At 50.9% G+C, this 19,295-nt stretch carries 17 protein-coding genes, 3 tRNA genes, 1 other RNA gene and 1 other annotated feature; of the genes, 6 read left to right on the forward strand and 15 right to left on the reverse strand.

What is annotated here, in order from left to right; genetic code table 11:
• A partial coding sequence (locus tag KNP77_RS15205; protein WP_214891612.1) for a hypothetical protein occupies nt 1–184 on the forward strand: 184 nt, incomplete at its 5' end.
• Nucleotides 185–331: 147 nt separating this feature from the next.
• Here the strand turns inward: KNP77_RS15205 and KNP77_RS15210 are convergent.
• The 6 genes from KNP77_RS15210 to tadA all read right to left on the reverse strand — a co-directional run bounded on the left by KNP77_RS15210 (nt 332) and on the right by tadA (nt 4,101).
• Nucleotides 332–535 (reverse strand): YaaL family protein, encoded by a 204-nt coding sequence (locus tag KNP77_RS15210; protein WP_236633568.1) that lies wholly within the window; start codon nt 533–535, stop codon nt 332–334.
• A gap of 17 nt (nt 536–552) precedes the next feature.
• Entirely contained in the window at nt 553–1,152 is a 600-nt protein-coding gene (gene recR, locus KNP77_RS15215) for a recombination mediator RecR (RefSeq protein WP_070329500.1), read from the reverse strand.
• 22 nt (nt 1,153–1,174) lie between these two features.
• The gene (locus KNP77_RS15220; protein ID WP_035386845.1) at nt 1,175–1,492 is read right to left on the reverse strand and encodes a YbaB/EbfC family nucleoid-associated protein; all 318 of its coding nucleotides are present in this window, start codon (nt 1,490–1,492) and stop codon (nt 1,175–1,177) included.
• 15 nt (nt 1,493–1,507) lie between these two features.
• Entirely contained in the window at nt 1,508–3,184 is a 1,677-nt protein-coding gene (dnaX, locus tag KNP77_RS15225) for a DNA polymerase III subunit gamma/tau (protein ID WP_214891614.1), read from the reverse strand.
• A gap of 94 nt (nt 3,185–3,278) precedes the next feature.
• An RNA gene (gene ffs / locus KNP77_RS15230) (signal recognition particle sRNA large type) lies at nt 3,279–3,547 on the reverse strand.
• Nucleotides 3,548–3,600: 53 nt separating this feature from the next.
• Entirely contained in the window at nt 3,601–4,101 is a 501-nt protein-coding gene (gene tadA / locus KNP77_RS15235; RefSeq protein WP_131441745.1) for a tRNA adenosine(34) deaminase TadA, read from the reverse strand.
• 121 nt (nt 4,102–4,222) lie between these two features.
• On the opposite strand from tadA, the gene KNP77_RS15240 reads away from it, so the two are divergent.
• Nucleotides 4,223–4,858 carry a deoxynucleoside kinase gene (locus KNP77_RS15240; protein ID WP_070329502.1) on the forward strand — a complete coding sequence of 212 codons (636 nt, stop codon included), beginning with the start codon at nt 4,223–4,225 and terminating at the stop codon, nt 4,856–4,858.
• Complete coding sequence (locus tag KNP77_RS15245) at nt 4,855–5,526, forward strand: deoxynucleoside kinase (RefSeq protein WP_016510587.1); 672 nt, start codon at nt 4,855–4,857, stop codon at nt 5,524–5,526. Before KNP77_RS15240 ends, KNP77_RS15245 begins: the two co-directional genes overlap by 4 nt.
• A 40-nt stretch (nt 5,527–5,566) precedes the next feature.
• On the opposite strand, the gene KNP77_RS15250 is transcribed toward KNP77_RS15245, so the two are convergent.
• The 8 genes from KNP77_RS15250 to pdxS form a co-directional block, all read right to left on the reverse strand.
• Nucleotides 5,567–6,565, reverse strand: coding sequence for a hypothetical protein (locus tag KNP77_RS15250; protein ID WP_214891616.1), 999 nt, complete (start codon nt 6,563–6,565; stop codon nt 5,567–5,569).
• 164 nt (nt 6,566–6,729) lie between these two features.
• Nucleotides 6,730–6,819, reverse strand: a tRNA-Ser gene (locus tag KNP77_RS15255).
• Nucleotides 6,820–6,849: 30 nt separating this feature from the next.
• Nucleotides 6,850–6,940 (reverse strand) — tRNA-Ser (locus KNP77_RS15260).
• Nucleotides 6,941–6,975: 35 nt separating this feature from the next.
• A tRNA-Ser gene (locus tag KNP77_RS15265) sits at nt 6,976–7,066 on the reverse strand.
• 146 nt (nt 7,067–7,212) lie between these two features.
• Complete coding sequence (serS, locus tag KNP77_RS15270) at nt 7,213–8,496, reverse strand: serine--tRNA ligase (protein ID WP_214891618.1); 1,284 nt, start codon at nt 8,494–8,496, stop codon at nt 7,213–7,215.
• Nucleotides 8,497–8,548: 52 nt separating this feature from the next.
• Nucleotides 8,549–8,756, reverse strand: a binding site (T-box leader).
• An 18-nt stretch (nt 8,757–8,774) separates the two neighbouring features.
• A complete protein-coding gene (locus KNP77_RS15275) occupies nt 8,775–9,956 on the reverse strand; it encodes a D-alanyl-D-alanine carboxypeptidase family protein (protein WP_131466540.1) in 1,182 nt (393 codons plus the stop codon).
• 138 nt (nt 9,957–10,094) lie between these two features.
• Nucleotides 10,095–10,673, reverse strand: coding sequence for a pyridoxal 5'-phosphate synthase glutaminase subunit PdxT (gene pdxT / locus KNP77_RS15280; protein ID WP_214891620.1), 579 nt, complete (start codon nt 10,671–10,673; stop codon nt 10,095–10,097).
• Between the two features lies 1 nt (nt 10,674).
• Nucleotides 10,675–11,565 (reverse strand): pyridoxal 5'-phosphate synthase lyase subunit PdxS, encoded by an 891-nt coding sequence (gene pdxS, locus KNP77_RS15285; protein WP_070329506.1) that lies wholly within the window; start codon nt 11,563–11,565, stop codon nt 10,675–10,677.
• 287 nt (nt 11,566–11,852) lie between these two features.
• Between pdxS and pdxR the strand changes: the two genes are divergently transcribed.
• The 3 genes from pdxR to KNP77_RS15300 all read left to right on the forward strand — a co-directional run bounded on the left by pdxR (nt 11,853) and on the right by KNP77_RS15300 (nt 17,484).
• Complete coding sequence (gene pdxR, locus KNP77_RS15290) at nt 11,853–13,271, forward strand: MocR-like pyridoxine biosynthesis transcription factor PdxR (protein ID WP_214891622.1); 1,419 nt, start codon at nt 11,853–11,855, stop codon at nt 13,269–13,271.
• Between the two features lie 4 nt (nt 13,272–13,275).
• Nucleotides 13,276–13,902: a class A sortase gene (locus tag KNP77_RS15295; protein ID WP_251139123.1), complete on the forward strand. Its 627-nt coding sequence runs from the start codon at nt 13,276–13,278 to the stop codon at nt 13,900–13,902.
• Nucleotides 13,903–14,052: 150 nt separating this feature from the next.
• Nucleotides 14,053–17,484: an alpha-amylase family glycosyl hydrolase gene (locus tag KNP77_RS15300; RefSeq protein ID WP_214891626.1), complete on the forward strand. Its 3,432-nt coding sequence runs from the start codon at nt 14,053–14,055 to the stop codon at nt 17,482–17,484.
• 46 nt (nt 17,485–17,530) lie between these two features.
• Here the strand turns inward: KNP77_RS15300 and guaB are convergent, their stop codons facing one another.
• Nucleotides 17,531–18,994, reverse strand: a complete 1,464-nt coding sequence (gene guaB, locus KNP77_RS15305; protein WP_070329510.1) for an IMP dehydrogenase — start codon at nt 18,992–18,994, stop codon at nt 17,531–17,533.
• Nucleotides 18,995–19,295: the final 301 nt, after the last annotated feature.

Genomic DNA, 19,295 nt, shown 5'->3' on the forward strand with positions numbered 1-19,295 from the left:
GCTCTTGAAAATGACGAAGCTTGCGCTTCAATCAAAACTTGTAAAACTTTTTTTGCCTCATCGTTCAGTTTTCAAAGTTCGTCTGCCGCACTTTGGCGACTTAGATATCTTAACAAGTTTCAACCAAATGGTCAATAACTTTTTAAAGATTATTTTTTCATTCGCTCTCGGCGACGTCTATTAATATATCAATAAAACTTTAACTACGCAATAGCTTTATTAAAAAAACTTTAAAAACAAGAAACATTCTTTGTTTTTTTATAGTCTGCGACGTTTCTCTCCCCAGTTCCTTCATTATATAGAGAAAAAAAGACGAGACTTTCGCCTCGTCTCAAGTTCGTAAATTAGAAAGGGACACTTGTCGTCGCTTTGCTTCTTTTAGATAAAAAAAGTATAGTGCTTCAGCCTGCTTCACTTGGGCAGCCAGTTCACCAGTGTCTTCAACGCTCACTTCAAGCATGTGGCGCTTCGTTTCGTACTTCGCCTTCGCATCTAACAGTTCTCTTAGGAACCGTTGATCATAACTATCCCGCAAAGGTTTGCGAAACCACCTCATAGTTCTCGGCGACCTTCCATCGCCCGGGAGAGGGTTACTTCATCCGCATACTCTAAATCGCCCCCGACAGGAAGTCCGTGCGCCAGACGCGTCACTTTAATCCCGGTCGGTTTGAGCAGTCTCGATAGATACATCGACGTAGCTTCCCCTTCAATGTTCGGGTTGGTCGCCAAAATCACTTCACTGACCGCTTCGTTCTCTTGCAGACGCGTCAGCAAACTCGATACGTTAATATCTTCAGGTCCAATCCCTTCCATCGGGCTAATCGCCCCATGTAACACATGATACTTCCCTCGATATTCCCGCATCTTCTCCATTGCAATGACGTCTCGTGAATCTTGCACGACACAGATGATCGTTTCATCTCGGTGCGAATCTTTACAGATCGCACACGGATCGACGTCCGTAATATGTCCACACACTGTACAGTATTTAATATCACGCTTCGCACTGACAAGCGCCTTGGCGAACGTCAATACATCGTCCTCTTCCATATCTAATACATGGAACGCTAGCCGGATGGCAGTTTTCGGACCAATTCCTGGCAACTTTGTAAAGCTTTCAATCAAGCGTCCGATTGCTTCAGGGTATTGCAACTCGCATCTTTCCTTTCTTCACTTAAAAACCTGGAAGGTTCATCCCTTGCGTAAAACGTCCCATCTTATCGTTGACGAGTTGGTCGGCTTGTTTCATGGCGTCATTGACAGCAGCTAAAACAAGGTCTTGCAACATATCGACGTCATCTGGGTCGACCGCTTCTTCCGCGATGATGATATCCATTACTTCTTTGTGGCCACTGACGATCACTTTGACCATCCCGCCTCCGGCTGTGCCTTCAACCGTCAAGTCTTTCAACTCTTCTTGCGCTTTCGCCATATCTTTTTGCATTTTCTGCATCTGCTTCATCATGTTGTTCATGTTTCCCATTCCACGCATATCGAGCGCCTCCTTTTAAACTTCTTCGATTTCAACGACATCCCCAAATCGTTCGACAGCTTGAACAATGAGCGGGTCTTCTTCGACCTTCTCTTCTTCTTTATGGTCTGAACGTTCGGATTGTTTACGAAGGATGAATTCGTTTTTTAACTCGACCCAATCGCTCTCGAGCACGGCCATGATTTCTCGACGGATCCCCGTCACTTCAAACAACGCTTGCTCGATCACATCGCGGGTCCGGCCGTTTGAACTGACCTGCTCGTAGTGCCATGTCATCCCATCTTTAAATTGTACCAGTAAGGTGTCACTTGCACAAAGAACAGCTTCACTCTCATAGAACAGCGCGAAAATCGGGCCGTCCACCGTGCGGATGTTGACCATAATGTCTTCCCAACTATCACGGATTGCATTCAAATGCTGCCGCTCAGCCCGTTGCAACAACTGGCGGATCCGCTCTTTCGGAACACGAACTTGCGTCCGCTTCATCACTTTCGGCTTCTCGGCAGCGGCCTCTGTGACCGCTACCCCATTTTTCTTCACTTCATTCAACTCACGACTCAATTCACGTACTTGGTCTTGAAGTTGCTTCATTTGCTCGGTCATCGTTCGTCCTTGTTCAGCGATGCGAATGAACGTCAGCTCGACCAACACTTTCGGATGGTTGGATAAGCGCATTTGTTGCTGACACTCATTCAATTCTTCGATCACTTGAAACAGCTCGTCCGTCGAGGTCGTTTCCACGAATTGGCGGAACGTCTCGTTCGGACGGGCTCGCTCTAGTAAGTCCACCGCTTGTGGAGATGCTTTTAATAGAAGGGCATCACGGTGCACGAACACGAGATCTTCGATAAACCGTTTCAAGTCCTTCCCTTCACGCAACATCGTCTCAAGCGTCTTCAGAATTTGATCGAGTTGTCTCTGTTGCAATCCATAGGCCATATCAAGGAGAGCGTCATCCGTAACCGCACCCGTCACTTCGAGCACTGCCTCTTCCGTCAAACGGCCGTCACTGAACGCAAGCGCTTGGTCAAGCAGGCTCAATGCATCACGCATCCCACCGTCAGCGGCACGGGCAATCAGTTTAAGCGCTTCTGGATCATAGTCATAATCTTGGTCGTTCAAAATGTAAGCCATTCGTGTCTGGAGTTGACCGACTTCATGCCGCTTCACATCGAAACGTTGGCAACGTGAGATGATGGTCGCCGGAATCTTATGGGGCTCCGTCGTCGCTAAAATGAAGATCGCATGGGGTGGGGGTTCTTCCAACGTTTTCAATAGTGCATTGAACGCCCCTGTCGAAAGCATATGCACTTCATCGATAATGTACACTTTATAACGCGCTTGCGAAGGCGGATACTTGACCTTGTCTCGAATTTCGCGGATCTCATCGACCCCGTTGTTTGAAGCGGCATCGATTTCGAATACGTCCGGGCTCGTCCCTTCCGTAATCGCCACACAGGTCGGGCACGTATTACACGGTTCCCTCGTCGGCGCCGTTTCGCAGTTGATTGCCTTCGCGATAATCTTCGCGAGGCTCGTCTTCCCCGTACCTCGCGGACCAGAGAATAAATAAGCGTGTGACATCCGTTCTTCGAGTAACGCATTTTGAATCGTGCGTGTGATGTGTATTTGACCGACTACCTCTTGGAATGACTGCGGACGATAGACCCGATACAATGCTTGATACGCCATGTCCCCGCCTCCTTTCATCGTTTCATCTTTTATTTCATCATACAAAAAAATCTACAACCCTGGGGCCGTAGATTAAAGTTATTAAATAAATCTGCCGCGCACCGATTTCTGAAAGCACGTCAATGTGCGTTACTCATGCAGTTTGCTCGGCCCAAGCACCCCTGCGGCACACGGTACGTCACCACTTAAGGCTGCTTCCTTCCGGACCTGACCTGGTTCATGGGTGACCGTTGCGCAGGACTCAGACGTCAACGCCACTTACACGAGGACGGGCCACACCAATGCACTTCCTCGAATCGGAATTCAGTCTCGCTATAGCGGATTGCGAGTTACAGGGCACCGCTACCTCCCCGCCTAGCACGGCAAATGGGTAAATGAAGTTAAGCACTTCTTCGAGTGCTATTACATTATACTGTTTAATCAGATGTGTTGCAACCTCTCTGTTCAAGCCGAGCCTGCTTCTTCCGTTCTCGAAGGCCGCGGAAGAAGGTTGTTAGTAGCTCTCCACATTCTTCTGCTAAAACGTTTTCGGTCACTTCAGCTTGATGATTGAACCGATCGTCTTGAAGAAGGTTCATGAGTGTCCCGCAACATCCGCCTTTGGGATCGCGGGCACCAAACACGACACGCTTCACGCGCGAGAGGATGATCGCACCCGCGCACATCGGACAAGGCTCTAACGTCACGAACAGTTCACAGTCTTCAAGCCGCCAGTTACCGAGTACCGTATTCGCTGATTCAATCGCAATCATCTCGGCATGCGCCGCCGCCAATAAATCCGTTTCACGCCGGTTATAGCCGGTCGCGATCACGTCTTCTCCTTTAACGATGACACAACCGATCGGGACTTCCCCGATTGCTTCCGCCTTCTTTGCTTCGGCGATGGCGAGCCTCATAAATCGTTCATCTCGTTCCATATTAACACCCCGTTTCTTGTCACATAGTATGAAAAAAAATGAAAATCATTTCGCTCGCCCTATCTTCTTCATTGTGTGCTAGAATGGAACTTGCACTTTGGATAATGGAGGATGACATCATATGTTTATAACGGTAGAGGGACCGATTGGTGTCGGGAAAACGTCACTGGCCCATATCATCAGTCAGCACTTTTCAATGCAGATGCTGAATGAAATTGTAGAAGAAAACCCATTTCTCGGCAAGTTTTATGAAGATATCGAAGAATGGAGTTTCCAAACGGAAATGTTCTTCTTATGCAATCGATTTAAGCAATTAGACGATATCCACAAACACCACTTGAGCCAACAGCAATCCGTCGTTTCAGACTATCATATTTTCAAGAACTTGATTTTTGCCCACCGTTCGCTGAGACCAGCCCACTTGAACAAGTATGAGCAAATCTATAAGATTTTGACACATGATATGCCGAAACCCGATGTCGTCATCTACTTGCACGCCAGTATCGAGACGCTTATGAAACGCGTAGCGTTGCGTGGACGTGAAGTAGAAGAGAACATGTCTCGCGACTACCTCGAACAACTCGCCCGGGATTACGAAACGTTTGTCGAATCGTACCGTGCGACTCACCCCGAAGTGACGATTCTTTCGTTCAGCGGAGACGAACTTGATTTTGTCCAAAACCCGGACGATTTGACGCACGTTCTCACGACGATTGAACGCGAACTAGAATTGACTAAAGGAGCCCAACTAAAATGACCCTGAATGAAAAATATAACATTCCGAATGACACGATCATTACGATCGGTGGAATGGTCGGAATCGGTAAATCGACAATCACGAACTCGCTTGCCGACGCCCTCAATTTCCGCACTTCTCTCGAGAAAGTGGACACGAACCCCTATCTCGATAAATTCTATCATGATTTTGAGCGTTGGAGCTTCCATCTTCAAATCTACTTCTTGGCAGAGCGGTTCAAAGAACAGAAGAAAATCTTCCAATACGGCGGCGGCTTCATTCAAGACCGTTCGATTTATGAAGATACAGGCATCTTCGCGAAGATGCACTATGAAAAAGGCACGATGTCGCCGACAGATTACGAGACGTACTCAAGCCTGTTCGAAGCGATGGTGCTCACGCCGTTCTTCCCACACCCTGATCTACTGATCTATCTCGAAGGCTCATTCGAGCAAGTGCTCGACCGCATTCAACTGCGTGGCCGTGAGATGGAACAACAAACACCGATCGCGTATTGGGAAGAAATGTACGCCCGCTACACGGAATGGATCAACAACTTCAACTTGTGCCCGGTACTTCGTCTATCAATTGAAGAATATGACTTGATTAACGATCCGGATTCAGTTGAACTCATTCTTGAAAAAATCGGGAAACAATTGACAGTCGCTCGTGAAGCAAAAGTAAGATAAAAAGATGATGCCCCGCTCAAAAGCGAGGCATCATCTTTTTTTACGGCTGGGCAATCGGGCGTTTTCGATGTGTCGGTGTTTTCCAAGCCTTCCGGTACCCGTCAATCGTATCAAACACAGCCGCCAGAATCGTGATGGCCACGACCAATCCGAACACCCACCCGAACGAGAACACGTCGTTCGGGACATTTAGTCCGACCCAGTCGATAAAGCGCGGGTCGAACAAGCGCGACGAACCCGCCATCCAAATGATAAAGGCGGCTGAGGCCACGTTATAGATCAAATTGAACGAGGCGAGTGCATACGTCCAACGTCCTTTCACCCATTTCCAAACACCGAGGACGACTTGAAGCAAAATGACGGCTAAGAACAACCAGACCACTTCAAACAAGAACGATTGATTAAAAATCGGGACAATCATCGAAAAACCTTCCCCTGTCGACTCATAAATCCCGAGAAACCGCTCGGCGTTCAAATACACCCCGAACCAAACCGCCGTAAAGAACAATCCGAATCCGGCATCCAATTTACTGATCCGTCCCCCGCGGTCCCGATCACGCAATGTGGACACATTCCAACTCATGTCAGGGGCGACCGCATCGCTCGGCGCGTAACGCTCAATCAAAAAGAAGACGAGCGTGATCCAAAAGACGAGTTGAATCCCAACGTCCCATAACGTGTCGAACAAATTCGTGAGAAAGATTCCGATTGTCGGCATGGCCGGTCCCGAGAATGTCGGGATGCTCGCCATGAGCAAACCGAAGAAGACTACAGCCATCACGATCGGGACGACGAGCTTGACCACATTGACATACATCGGGAAAAACTTAGGTCCAATCAAATACTGGCCGTCTTTATAACGCGCAGCAACGATGGCCGGATGCCCCATCTGTTCGAGCACGCGCTTCACTTCCGTCTCGGTCGGCTGATCCGGCAGCTTCGCTTCGATATCCTCTCGAATAGCAACGGCAGCTTCGTCTCTCCGCTTCGGCGGGACATGCCTGACCACTTCATCGACATACGCTTCAATCCAGTCCATGACGCTCCTCTCCTTTCTAACGCGCCACCAGTCTCTACCTTATTAAGATTCCCGATTCAAGCTGAGATTAGCCGCTTTTCGCTGTTTCGCCATAAACAAAAAAAGCCGCAGACCGTAGTCTACGACAAAAAAAAACGCATCTGCCTGTGCAGACGCCTAAAAAGCGGAGTTGGTGGGATTCGAACCCACGCGAGCCTTACGACTCCTAACGGATTTCGAGTCCGTCCCCTTCAGCCGGGCTTGGGTACAACTCCAAGCTGAAAAAAGTGTAAAAAAAAAGAAAGTGGAAGAGGTGGTGGGATTCGAACCCACGCGGGCTGTTACACCCCTGACGGTTTTCAAGACCGTTCCCTTAAACCACTTGGGTACACCTCCACGATGTATGCAATTGTTGAGCCTCTAAATAAAAATGGAAGAGGTGGTGGGATTCGAACCCACGCGGGCTGTTACACCCCTGACGGTTTTCAAGACCGTTCCCTTAAACCACTTGGGTACACCTCCACGGCTCATATGCAGTTGACGAACAAACATCTCGCTCGACATGATTTATAGTACCAACTCAGCAAGCAGATGTCAAACCCTTTTGTAAAAAAACATTTAAAAAAAAGCCTATCCGGAATGATACGTTCGGATAGGCCATTCCTCGTTTAACGGGGAAGTTCAATTTTTTCAATTCCGCCCATGTATGGACGCAGCGCTTCTGGGATGACGACAGATCCATCGGCTTGTTGGAAGTTCTCTAAAATCGCGGCGACGGTCCGACCGACGGCAAGCCCTGAACCGTTGAGTGTATGCACGAACTCCGGTTTGGCATTCACATCACGACGGAAGCGGATCCCGGCACGACGCGCTTGGAAGTCCTCGAAGTTTGAGCAAGATGAGATCTCGCGATATACACCTTGAGCCGGCATCCATACTTCAATATCGTACTTCTTCGCTGCGGTGAAACCGAGGTCGGCTGTGCACATGCTGAGTACTTGATACGGAAGACCGAGGCGTTTCAACACTTCTTCCGCGTGTCCTGTCAACAACTCGAGTTGCTCGTAAGACTCTTCCGGTTTGACGAAGCGGACGAGCTCGACTTTGTTGAACTGATGCTGACGGATGAGACCGCGTGTGTCACGACCGGCAGATCCCGCTTCTGAACGGAAGCAAGCGCTGTAAGCTGTATACATGATCGGCAAGTTCGCTTCAGCGATAATCTCATCACGGTGCATGTTTGTCACCGGTACTTCCGCTGTCGGGACGAGGAAGTAATTCGTGTCGGCCACTTTGAACGCATCTTCTTCAAATTTAGGCAACTGACCCGTCCCTGTCATCGCGTCACGGTTAACCATGTACGGTGGGAGCACTTCAGAATAGCCGTGCTCATCGGCATGCATATCCATCATGAAGTTGATCAACGCCCGTTCTAAGCGAGCACCTAATCCTTTATAGAAGACGAAACGGCTTCCCGTCACTTTACCGGCGCGTTCGACGTCGACAATTTTCAAGTCTTCCATCACGTCCCAATGCTGTTTCATCTCAAAATCGAACTCGGGCTTCGTTCCGACTTCGCGGATCGTGACGTTGTCGTCTTCTGTTTCACCGATCGGCGTTGATTCATGCGGGATGTTCGGGATGCTGAGGAGAATCATGTTCAACTCGGCTTCCACTTCACGTAATTCCTCGTCGAGCAACTTGATCTCATCACCAAGTCGGCGTGTTTCAAGGATCGGTGCTTCCGCGTCTTGCTTGTTGCGCTTGAGCTCAGCGATTTGTTTCGTCGCTTCATTTCGTTTTGCTTTCTTCACATCGACCTCGTTGATGAGGTCCCGGCGTTTCTCTTCTAACTCCGGGAAACGGTCGAGCGCACTCAAGTCTTCACCGCGTTGGGCGAGCTTGGTTTTAATCCCTTCAAAATCTTGACGTAATCGTTTGATGTCTAACATAACTAGTTCCTCCTTTTTCGCATAAAAAAGGTGGCACGCCCCTTTCCCGTAGGAAAGGGACGAACCACCTTGGATCCGCGTTGCCACCCTCGTTGCCTAAAACTAGGCCACTCGATGCACGTAACGTGTGCGTGACGTGACTTGTTTCCAAGTCAATGCTCCGAGGCCGATTCAGTTACGTCGTCCCACTAGTTTGCACCAACCACTAGCTCTCTGTAAGTAGATGACTGTAACGTACTTTTCCTCATCGTTGCATCTGTCATTGAATTAATCTTACTTTACAACATCTCGACTCTATCGACAAGACTCAGTTTTCCTAGGACGAGTCGAACCTCCTCTAAAAAGTCTGCGAAGGCCCGGCTCATCCGAGTCAAAAATGAAGCGGTCTCGACTGATTCGGCAGTCACAAGTGTTCCTGTCGGCGGACTCTCGCCGTCAAGATAGCGGACGCTCTCTGAAGGTTCAATCGTGACCGTCCCGACTTGTTGATCGACTGCGACCGGTGCTTTCGTGTCCGGAAGGTCATAGACTGGTTCAGGGACGGCTTGTCCTTTCTCGACGAGCACTTCGAACGCCGCTGTCGTCCGCGCAGCTACCGTTTCAACTTCTCCCTCGGCGACGAATACATTCTCCGGCACGATTTCTCCGGTCCGTAAAATCGGTGTCATGACAAAGTCGCGATAAGCGAACTCATGAAGTGCTTTCGTCGCCTCATAGCGCCCGTTGTCCGTCTCGGCCCCAAGGACGACGGAGAGCACGGTCCGACCATCTCGTGTCGATACGCCGATGAAGCAATAACCGGCGTCATCCGTCGTGCCCGTCTTAAAACCGAGCATCCCTGGATACGCCAAATCGCGGCCTGAAAGCATCCGATTCGTCGCTTCGAATCTGACGCCGTCAATGTCGACATACGCTCGCTTCGTCACGTCGAGCACATCCGGAAATTTCGTCAAGTAGGCGAGCGCGAGCCTCATCAAATCATTCGCCGACGTCAAGTTTTCTCCTGGACGACCTGCTGATACAGAATCTAGTCCCGAGACGTTCGCGAACGTCGTCTGGGTCATGCCGAGCTCGGTTGCCCGTTCGTTCATCTGTTGAACGAACGCTTCTTCCGACCCCGCCACCGCCTCGGACAGTGTCACCGCGGCCTCGTTCGCCGAGCGGATGAGCGCCACGTCATATAGTTCCTTGACTGTATACGGTTTATTGACGAGCGGGATGCGGGCGAGCCCTGGTTTACGCGTCAAGGCCAATGCCGCTTCACTCGGCGTCACTTCTTCGTTCCAACTCAGTTCTCCTGACTCGACTGCCTCCCGAACGAGGAAAGTGGTCATCAGCTTTGTGATCGACGCCGGTGGGAGCATCGCATCTTCATCTTTCGAAAAAAGAACCTGCCCGGTCGTCATATCGACGAGCATCGCACCGCTCGCTTCGACTTTAGGCGCTGCTGAAGCGTTCATCGGAAAAACAATAGTTATAAGGACAGCGCATATGAGCACCGATACAATCCATTTATCTTTCACAGTCTTGCCCCTTTCTGTACGTGTCTCGTTACAGTGTAGCAGAAAAAGACCCCCTAGTTACAGGGAGTCTTCGACTCATGCGAGTTGATGCTTCGTCGCCTTGACGATTTCTAAGAAGTAGCGGTGCATCGACAAGTCATCCGTCAGTTCTGGATGGAACGAACAGGCAACATATTTGTCGTAGCGTACTGCAACGATCGCTTCTTCGACCTCGGCGAGGACTTCAACGTTAGCGTCAACCGTTGCTACTTGCGGGGCCCGGATGAATACTGCTTCAACCGTGTCATCGATTCCTTTGACCGGTAAATCGACCTCGAAACTGTCGACTTGACGTCCGAACGCGTTGCGCTTGACGGTCATCGGGATTTTGCGAAGGTGGGCATCATACCCTTCCACTTCGGTCGCGAGTAAAATCAGTCCGGCACATGTGCCGAACATCGGCAACGATGTGTTCGCACGAAGCGGTTCGAGCAGGTCATAGCGGTCGAGCAGACGACGCATCGCCGTGCTCTCCCCGCCTGGCAAGACGAGTCCGTCGATGCGGTCCAAGTCATCGACCGAACGGACGACGAGCGTATCTGCACCGAGCGCCTCGAGCATGCGGACGTGTTCACGAATCGCACCTTGCATTCCGAGTACACCGATCGTCGTCATCTTACCAACCTCGCGGCGCCATGAGCTCTTCTGGTTTGAGCGTGCGGACGTCGAGTCCTTTCATCGCTTCGCCAAGACCTTTTGACAAGTGAGCGATTCGCTCGTAGTCGTCATGGTATGTCGTCGCTTCAACGATGGCACGGGCAAATTTCTCTGGGTTCTCTGCTTTGAAGATACCTGATCCGACGAAGACGCCGTCCGCACCGAGGTGCATCATGAGTGCTGCGTCTGCCGGCGTCGCGATACCACCTGCTGCGAAGTTGACGACCGGAAGACGGCCCGCTTCACGAATTTGCATGAGCACTTCGAACGGGGCACCAAGGTCGCGCGCTTCTGTCATCACTTCATCGATGCTCATTGAAAGCAAGCGTTTCACTTGTGCTTGGACGGTACGCATGTGACGAACCGCTTCGACGATGTTTCCTGTCCCCGGCTCACCTTTTGTCCGGATCATCGCTGCACCTTCACCGATGCGGCGTGAAGCTTCTCCGAGGTCACGCGCTCCGCAGACGAACGGCGCATTGTAATCACGCTTGTAAAGATGGAACTCTTCATCGGCCGGTGTCAACACTTCGCTCTCGTCGATGAAATCGACCCCCATCGATTCAAGGACACGGGCTTCGGCGATATGTCCGATGCGGCATTTCGCCATGACCGGTACAGATACCGCTCCCATGACATCTTCGATGATTGTCGGGTCTGCCATCCGGGCGACGCCACCCATTTTACGAATGTCTGATGGTACGCGCTCGAGCGCCATGACTGCCACGGCTCCTGCTGCTTCAGCAATCTTCGCCTGTTCAGCGTTGATGACGTCCATGATGACGCCACCTTTTTGCATTTCGGCCATTCCACGTTTGACTTTATCTGTCCCTACTTGTCTCTTTTCCATATAAATCGCCTCCATTAAGCTAGTCTACTTGCAAGTATAGATTGATTTGACTATATTGAAAGTGCCAGTTTTATATTTTTTAAAGTGGTCAGTTTTAAGAGAAGGGTTCATGCTCGTTTCCTCGAATCTTATTACGTATAAGGGAGGAATGTTTTATGGACCAATGGGACCCGCGAGATCAAGCGGAAAACCGTTCCTTTTACGGGAAGCCTGGACTGATTTCGTTCATTCTCGTCATCGGATTCGTGCTCTATGTTTTCTTCGGCTGACAGAAGAGAGGACAACTTATGGATATGCTCACATTCTCGCTCGAGCCCGAATCGAGCACCCCGCTTTATGAACAGCTCTATTTACACATCCGGCAAGCGATCGTCGACGATACGCTCATGACCGGGACGAAACTGCCGTCAAAACGGAAGCTCGGCCAATTTTTGGACGTCTCGCAAACGACGGTCGAGCTCGCTTACGCCCAGCTGCTTGCTGAAGGATATATCGAGTCGCTGCCACGGAAAGGGTTTTACGTCTTGCCGCAAGAAGAGCTGTACGTCAGGCGTGGCACCAGCACGATCGAACCGCTTCCGACGAAAAAAACATACACGTTCGACTTATACCCGAGTCAGATCGATACGACCGCATTCCCGTTCGAACGTTGGCGCCGTCACTTGAAACAAGTCGTCGCCGAGGAGAATCATGAACTGCTCGCACTCGGGTCGGTGCAAGGCGACCTCGTGCTCCGCCAAGAAATCGCCACGTACTTGTATCACTCCCGTGGCGTTCATTGTTCGCCCGAGCAGATCATCGTCGGTTCTGGGACCGAGCAATTGTTGCCTCAACTGCTCGACTTGCTCACCGACGCGACGACGTTCGGGATTGAAGACCCGGGCTATCCGCTAACGCGACAGCTGTTCGAACACCAAAATCGAAGCTACGTCCCGCTCCCTGTCGACGACAGCGGGGTCCTTGTCGATCGACTCGAGGCAGAGGCAATCGATGCGATTTATGTGACCCCGGCCCATCAGTTCCCGACCGGTACAATCCTGTCCGTCAGCCGTCGCCAGCGCCTCCTCAACTGGGCGTCCGAGCGGCAAACGTACATCATTGAAGATGATTACGATAGCGAGTTTCGTTACAGCGGCAAACCGATTCCTTCGTTGCAAAGCATGGATCAAAACGAACGTGTCGTTTATTTGAGCACGTTTTCGAAGTCGCTCATGCCTTCGCTCCGCATCGGCTACATGGTGCTTCCGCCCCCACTGTTAAACCGCTATCGGGAACGGTATCGCCATTTCACCTGCAGCGTGCCGCGTTTCGAGCAACATACGCTAACCGAGTTTATGGCGAGCGGCGATTTCGAGAAACATTTGAACCGGATGCGCAAAACGTACCGCCGCAAACTTGAGACCGTGATCACGGCGTTCAAACCATACGAGCCGCTCGTCACAATCACTGGCGCCAGCGCTGGTCTCCACATCGTCCTCTCGGTCGATACAGCACAAACTAGCGAGCAATTGAAGCAACTCGCTGAACAGTCAGGCATTCGTATCAAGGCGATGGCCGACTATCGTATCAATTCACGCGACACGAGACCGCAACTGCTGTTTGGTTTCGCCGCCCTGCCTGAAGCGACGTTACAAACGGCGATTGACCAGTTGATGGCCTGTTGGAATATCGGGAAGGGAGGGCCATATGGGAAAACCTCGCGATGAAACAATGATCAGACGCTCACGCTACGTCATCGGCATCGTCTGTTTCTTGATCGGTAGCCTCTTTTTGACCGAGTCATGGTGGAAAGACCGTGTCGCCACCTCGAACAGCAAACGTGTGACTGAAGCGATTCAACTCCAACAGCCGGATCGGGGCGAATTCGACTTCGAAACGGTCGAACCGTTATCGTGGGACGACTTGTTAAATGTGCGCAATCGATTTCATGATTTGCCGACAATCGGCATGATCACGATTCCAGATATCGATTTAGAATTACCAATTTTGTACGGTCTCGACAATGAGAATTTGGCAGTCGGGGCTGGTACGATGCGCGCTTCCCAACAGATGGGGCGTGGGAATTACGCACTAGCCGGTCATTACACCCAAAGTCCGACAGCCTTGTTCGGACCGCTCCATACGCTCAAGACGGGAACGATGATTTACGTGACCGATTTGACGAACACGTATCAATACCGGACGGATTCACTCGAGACCGTTCCCCCGACACGGATCGACGTGCTTGACGAGACGACAGATGCGACCATTACCTTGATCACGTGCACGTTCGATGCGACAGAACGATTAATCGTCAAGGGAGAGCTCGTGCAGACAACACCTTATATCTCTAACTGAGCGTCCTTCCACACGAAGGACGTTTTATTGTTTTTCAAAAAACATATTGTGAGCGCTTACATAATCGGCTAAACTATTTCTGGAACCGTTTGCACAAAATTGACAATCCGTTGCCCTGTAGACGACCTATTTTACGAAAGAGGTGCTCTCATGAAGAAGAACAATACGGCACGACGTACGACGACATTACTCTTATCTTCTGTCCTGCTCATTCAAGCCGGTGTCCCGGTGAACGTCTTGGCCGAACCGACGACGGTGGCAGTCGATGGGAATAAAACCGATTGGACAGACGTCTCGGCGCTGGCGTCATCGGCAGATGTTGGTTGGCAAGGCTTCGATCTCGGCAATCTTTATCTTCAAAATGACAAAACGAACCTGTACTTCTATGTCGATGCGTTCAACGTCCCGAACTGGGGCGACAACGGCCAATACATAAACATCGCCCTCCAAGTGAACGATGAAGATTCTGGCGTCACCACGAACCCACTCGGTTATCCGTTCAACTTTAGTCAAACAGACAAAAAACCACAGTATCACATTTTACTTCGTGTCGATGGGGACAAGTCTGTCAAAGAAGCCGCGCTCTATGAAGCTGGGAAGACGACCCCGCTCGCGAACTTGGCAAACTTGAACGGTGCTTCGTTCGCCCTCGACCGGACGACAGGATTCGAAGGGAAAATCCCGTTGTCGCTGCTCGGTTTAAAAAATGACGACACGGTCCGTGCTCTCACCGTCCTCAGCGGAAATAATGCCGGTGAACACGGTGCGTTCGATACGATTCCGAGCAACGGATCTAACAAACTAGCTGACAGCTGGAACGTCTCGGCCAACCCGTCGACTCAATCTGTGTACAGCCCGGCCTATACGCTCAGCGGCGTCGAGACGGTGACGCAGCTTGAAGTAACGAACGTCGACCCGGCGAATCAGTCTGTAGATGCCGACGTATCTGCTCCCATCACCTGGACGTTCAATGAACCGGTGACGTTAGACGCCTCAAATGTCAGCTTGATGAGCGGAGAGACGGCCGTCCCGTTCACTGCCGAAGCAAACGGTTCGACCGTGACTGTCACGCCGACGAGCAAACTCGGACTCAGTCAAACATACACGGCCACATTGCCAGCCGGGGCCGTCAAAGGTAATCTATCGACCACGACGCTACCCGCGCTGACGACTTCGTTCAAGACCGTCACGGAGCTGGCTGATCCATGGAAGACGCAGCGGTACATCGAAATGCTGTACGTCCGCGCCGATCAAGACTATACCGATTGGAACTTGTGGACGTGGAGCACCGGGGCAAAAGATGGACAAGTGGATCCCTACAAAATTACGGAAGACGGCGCCATTTTCCGGATTCCGGTCGGGAAAGATGCGACGAACGTCGGATTTGTCATCCGTAAAGGAACCGATTGGGCGGTCAAGGACGCTTACGGTGAAGACCGTTACGTGAAACTCGGAAATGATCGTGTCACGAAAGTCGTCGTCGCGAGCGGCCAAGGCGCCTTCCATCAAGTCCCAACCATTCAAGGACCGGTGTTCGAGGACGGGACCGTCACGTTCTTCTATCGGGACAAAGACTTGTACGAGGCAGGACAGCTCGATCAACTCGACCGTGTCGCCTTAAACGTGAATGGCGTGACCTATCCGATGACGTATGAAGACAAGAACGAATGGTACCGTCATACCGTCCGTCTTCCGGAAGGGACGCATGACTATACGTTCCTCGTCACAAAAGACGGCGTCACGACCGAAGTGACGGATCCCTATTTTGAAGCGTCAACCGTCGAATACCGTCGTCCGGCCGTCAAACTCACGTCTTCGATCGCACCGAAAGCGATCAGTTCGCGGGAGAATGCCGTCGTTCACGTCAAACCGACGCTACCAGAAGGCGTGACGCTTCGTGAACTCTATATCGATGCCCGCCCGCTTGGTGGACCGGCTAAACTTTCAATCGATCCGGCGCTCAATAAACAGACGATCGCAGTCAAAGATACGATCAAGCCAGGTAACAAAACGTTGACGATCACGGCCGTGGATCAATATGGCAACGTCCATAAAACGACGGCTTCCGTAAACGTCCGACCGGTCACGATGAAAGACAAGCAAGCGTTTGACTGGGACGAAGCCCGGATCTACTTCATGTTGACGGACCGTTTCCACGATGGCGACAAGACGAACAATAATCCGAACGGTGAATATTATGACCAAGATTATCTCGAGTCGTATCACGGCGGCGATTTCGCCGGGATCACGAAAAAACTCGACTATCTCGACAAGCTCGGGATCAACACGATTTGGATCACCCCGATCGTCGATAATATCGATTGGGATCTCCGCTACGGTAAAGATGGCTCTCAATACGGCTATCACGGTTACTGGGCCAAAAACTTCGAGAAACTTGATGAACATCTCGGAGACATGCAGGCGTTCCATCGCCTGATCGATGCGGCCCACGCACGCGGCATCAAGATCATGGTCGACGTCGTCTTGAACCACCCAGGCTACGGAATGGAACCAGGCGCCGACAGCACAGGGGCGACGAATTTCCCTACGAACAAGGAACGTGATGCCTTTAAAGGCATGATTCGTGACACGCCTGTCGACGGGGACGATTTGAAAATGTCGCTCTCCGGCCTTCCTGACTTTAAGACAGAGGAAGCTGCCGTCCGTGAACAACTCGTCAAATGGCAGACTGACTGGATCAAGCGTTCGAAGACGAAACAAGGAAACACGATTGATTACTTCCGTGTCGATACGGTCAAGCATGTGGATGCGACGACATGGAAATCGTTTAAGAATGAACTGACAGCGCTCAAGCCAGACTTTAAAATGATTGGTGAGCATTACGGGGCGAGTGTGAACAACACAGGCGGCTATCTCCGGAGCGGCCAGATGGATTCGTTGCTTGATTTCGACTTCAAGTACCAAGCGGAAAATTTCATCAACGGGAACATTGATGGGGTCGAGAGCGCTCTTCAATACCGGAACACCCAACTCTCAAACGAAGCGACACTCGGCCAGTTCCTCAGCAGCCACGATGAAGATGGCTTCCTCATCTCTCGTGCTGGCGGCGATGAAGGTAAGCATATGGTCGCAGCCTCGCTCCAAATGACGGCGAAAGGGCAACCGGTCATCTACTATGGAGAAGAGATCGGTCAATCTGGGAAACATGCCTTAGACATGGACAAAGGCGAGTTTAACGAAAACCGTTACGACTTTGACTGGAAACGGGTGAACGGTGAAGGCAAAGACATGCACGCCCACTATCAAAAGTTGCTCAACATTCGCGCGGACTATTCAAAAGTGTTCAGCAAAGGAACACGTTCGGTCGTTGCCGGCGGTTCGAGCACCGGTTATTCGATTTTTGAACGGGTTTACGGCAAAGAGTCTATTCTCATTGGATTGAACACGAAAGAGTCGGCTCAAACGGCGACGTTCGAAACAAAGCACAAACAGAACACAGTGCTCGTCGACCGCTATAGCGGACGGACATACGTCGTCAAGCGCGACGGCAAGGTGACCGTGAACCTACCAGCGCAAGATCAAGGCGGTACGGTCATCCTCGTCTCTAAAGCTAAAAAATGATCAGCAAAAAGCCGTTGTCCCTTTTCAGGAGACAACGGCTTATTTGTTAACGTGAATAGTTTGGTGCTTCTTTTGTAATGTGCACATCGTGTGGGTGGCTTTCTTGCAGGCCGGCTCCAGTCATTCGAATGAACTGCGTATCTTCTCGCAATGCTCGAATGTCGGCAGCGCCGCAATAGCCCATTCCTGAACGGAGGCCACCAATGAGTTGATACACCGTGTCGGCCAGCTCGCCTCGGTAAGCGACGCGTCCTTCAATGCCTTCTGGGACGAATTTTTTATCCGCTTCTTGGAAGTAACGGTCTTGACTGCCTCGCTTCATCGAAGCTTCCGATCCCATACCGCGATACGTCTTAAACTGACGACCTTGATAGATCTCCATCTCGCCTGGACTCTCTTTTACACCGGCGAGCAGGCTGCCAAGCATGACAGCGCTTGCGCCAGCAGCGATTGCCTTGACGATGTCGCCCGAGTACTTGATTCCACCGTCAGCGATGACCGTGACACCGTGCTCCCGCGCTTCTGTCACGCAGTCATAGACTGCCGTGATTTGAGGGACACCGACTCCGGCAACAACCCGTGTCGTACAAATCGAACCCGGACCGATTCCGACTTTAATGACTGAAGCGCCGGCCTCGATCAAAGCACGTGTCGCTTCTGCCGTCGCCACGTTACCAGCGATGATTGGAAGTGTCGGGAACAAATCACGCAGTTCTTTCACTTTCTCGATGACACCAGCCGAGTGGCCGTGTGCTGTATCGACAACGAGCGCATCCACGCCTGCATCGACAAGGATTTGAGCACGCGAAGCAGCGTCTTTTGTTACCCCGACAGCTGCCGCCACAAGAAGACGCCCTTGTTTGTCTTTCGCAGCGTGAGGGAATTGCTCAACCTTCTCGATATCTTTCGTCGTGATCAAGCCCTTTAAAACGCCGGCATCGTCGACGAGTGGTAACTTCTCGATGCGGTGTTGGTGCAGAATTCGCTCTGCTTCTTCAAGAGAAGTTCCAACTTTTGCAGTGACAAGATTTTCTGTCGTCATGACGTCTTCGATCACAGTCGAGTAGTCTCTGATGAAGCGAAGGTCACGGTTAGTCAAAATACCGATCAATTTCCGTTCTTGTTCAGAATTGACGATTGGGACACCGGAAATGCGGTATTTACTCATTAAATACTCGGCATCATAAATTTGGCGCTCTGGCGTCAAATAAAATGGGTTCGTAATGACTCCATTCTCCGAACGTTTCACACGGTCGACATTCTCTGCTTGCATTTCCATCGACATGTTTTTGTGGATGACGCCAAGACCACCTTGACGCGCCATGGCGATCGCCATCGGTGCTTCCGTCACTGTGTCCATACCAGCGCTGATGACTGGAATGTTTAACTCAAGCCCTTCACATAGCTTCGTGCTCAGACTTACATCTCTTGGCAAGACATTTGAAAACCGTGGTACGAGTAAGACGTCATCAAACGTTAATCCTTCTTTTGCAAACTTGTTTTCCCACATAAAAATCGATTGCCCCTTTCTCTATCGGACCCGAATCTTTGTTTCGAAATATTTCTGTAATGGTAACAGGTATGGCTCGAAAGTGCAATTCAATTCACGATGTTCAGAAAGTTCAGAATTGTGTTCATTCCTGTTGAATCCTTCTCAAATCATTCGGAAAATGTCCACGTTATCGGAAGGCCAAGCCAATAATAATCGGTTTTAGAAATAGAAAAAGACGACCAAGCATGTGCTTGGTCGTCCTTCATATGGCCTGGCAACGTCCTATCCTCACAGGGGGAGACCCCCAACTACTTTCGGC

The sequence above is a fragment of the Exiguobacterium sp. s142 genome (assembly GCF_018618455.1).
Taxonomy (GTDB): domain Bacteria; phylum Bacillota; class Bacilli; order Exiguobacteriales; family Exiguobacteriaceae; genus Exiguobacterium; species Exiguobacterium aurantiacum_A.

Coding starts and splice junctions, on each gene's coding strand:
- KNP77_RS15245 (WP_016510587.1), top strand. CDS start 4,855: ATGACCCTGAATGAAAAATATAACATTCCGAATGACACGATCATTACG.
- KNP77_RS15220 (WP_035386845.1), bottom strand. CDS start 1,492: ATGCGTGGAATGGGAAACATGAACAACATGATGAAGCAGATGCAGAAA.
- KNP77_RS15295 (WP_251139123.1), top strand. CDS start 13,276: ATGATCAGACGCTCACGCTACGTCATCGGCATCGTCTGTTTCTTGATC.
- tadA (WP_131441745.1), bottom strand. CDS start 4,101: ATGGAACGAGATGAACGATTTATGAGGCTCGCCATCGCCGAAGCAAAG.
- KNP77_RS15250 (WP_214891616.1), bottom strand. CDS start 6,565: ATGGACTGGATTGAAGCGTATGTCGATGAAGTGGTCAGGCATGTCCCG.
- dnaX (WP_214891614.1), bottom strand. CDS start 3,184: ATGGCGTATCAAGCATTGTATCGGGTCTATCGTCCGCAGTCATTCCAA.
- KNP77_RS15275 (WP_131466540.1), bottom strand. CDS start 9,956: ATGAACGCTTCAGCAGCGCCTAAAGTCGAAGCGAGCGGTGCGATGCTC.
- KNP77_RS15300 (WP_214891626.1), top strand. CDS start 14,053: ATGAAGAAGAACAATACGGCACGACGTACGACGACATTACTCTTATCT.
- guaB (WP_070329510.1), bottom strand. CDS start 18,994: ATGTGGGAAAACAAGTTTGCAAAAGAAGGATTAACGTTTGATGACGTC.
- pdxR (WP_214891622.1), top strand. CDS start 11,853: ATGGATATGCTCACATTCTCGCTCGAGCCCGAATCGAGCACCCCGCTT.
- pdxS (WP_070329506.1), bottom strand. CDS start 11,565: ATGGAAAAGAGACAAGTAGGGACAGATAAAGTCAAACGTGGAATGGCC.
- KNP77_RS15240 (WP_070329502.1), top strand. CDS start 4,223: ATGTTTATAACGGTAGAGGGACCGATTGGTGTCGGGAAAACGTCACTG.
- pdxT (WP_214891620.1), bottom strand. CDS start 10,673: ATGACGACGATCGGTGTACTCGGAATGCAAGGTGCGATTCGTGAACAC.
- serS (WP_214891618.1), bottom strand. CDS start 8,496: ATGTTAGACATCAAACGATTACGTCAAGATTTTGAAGGGATTAAAACC.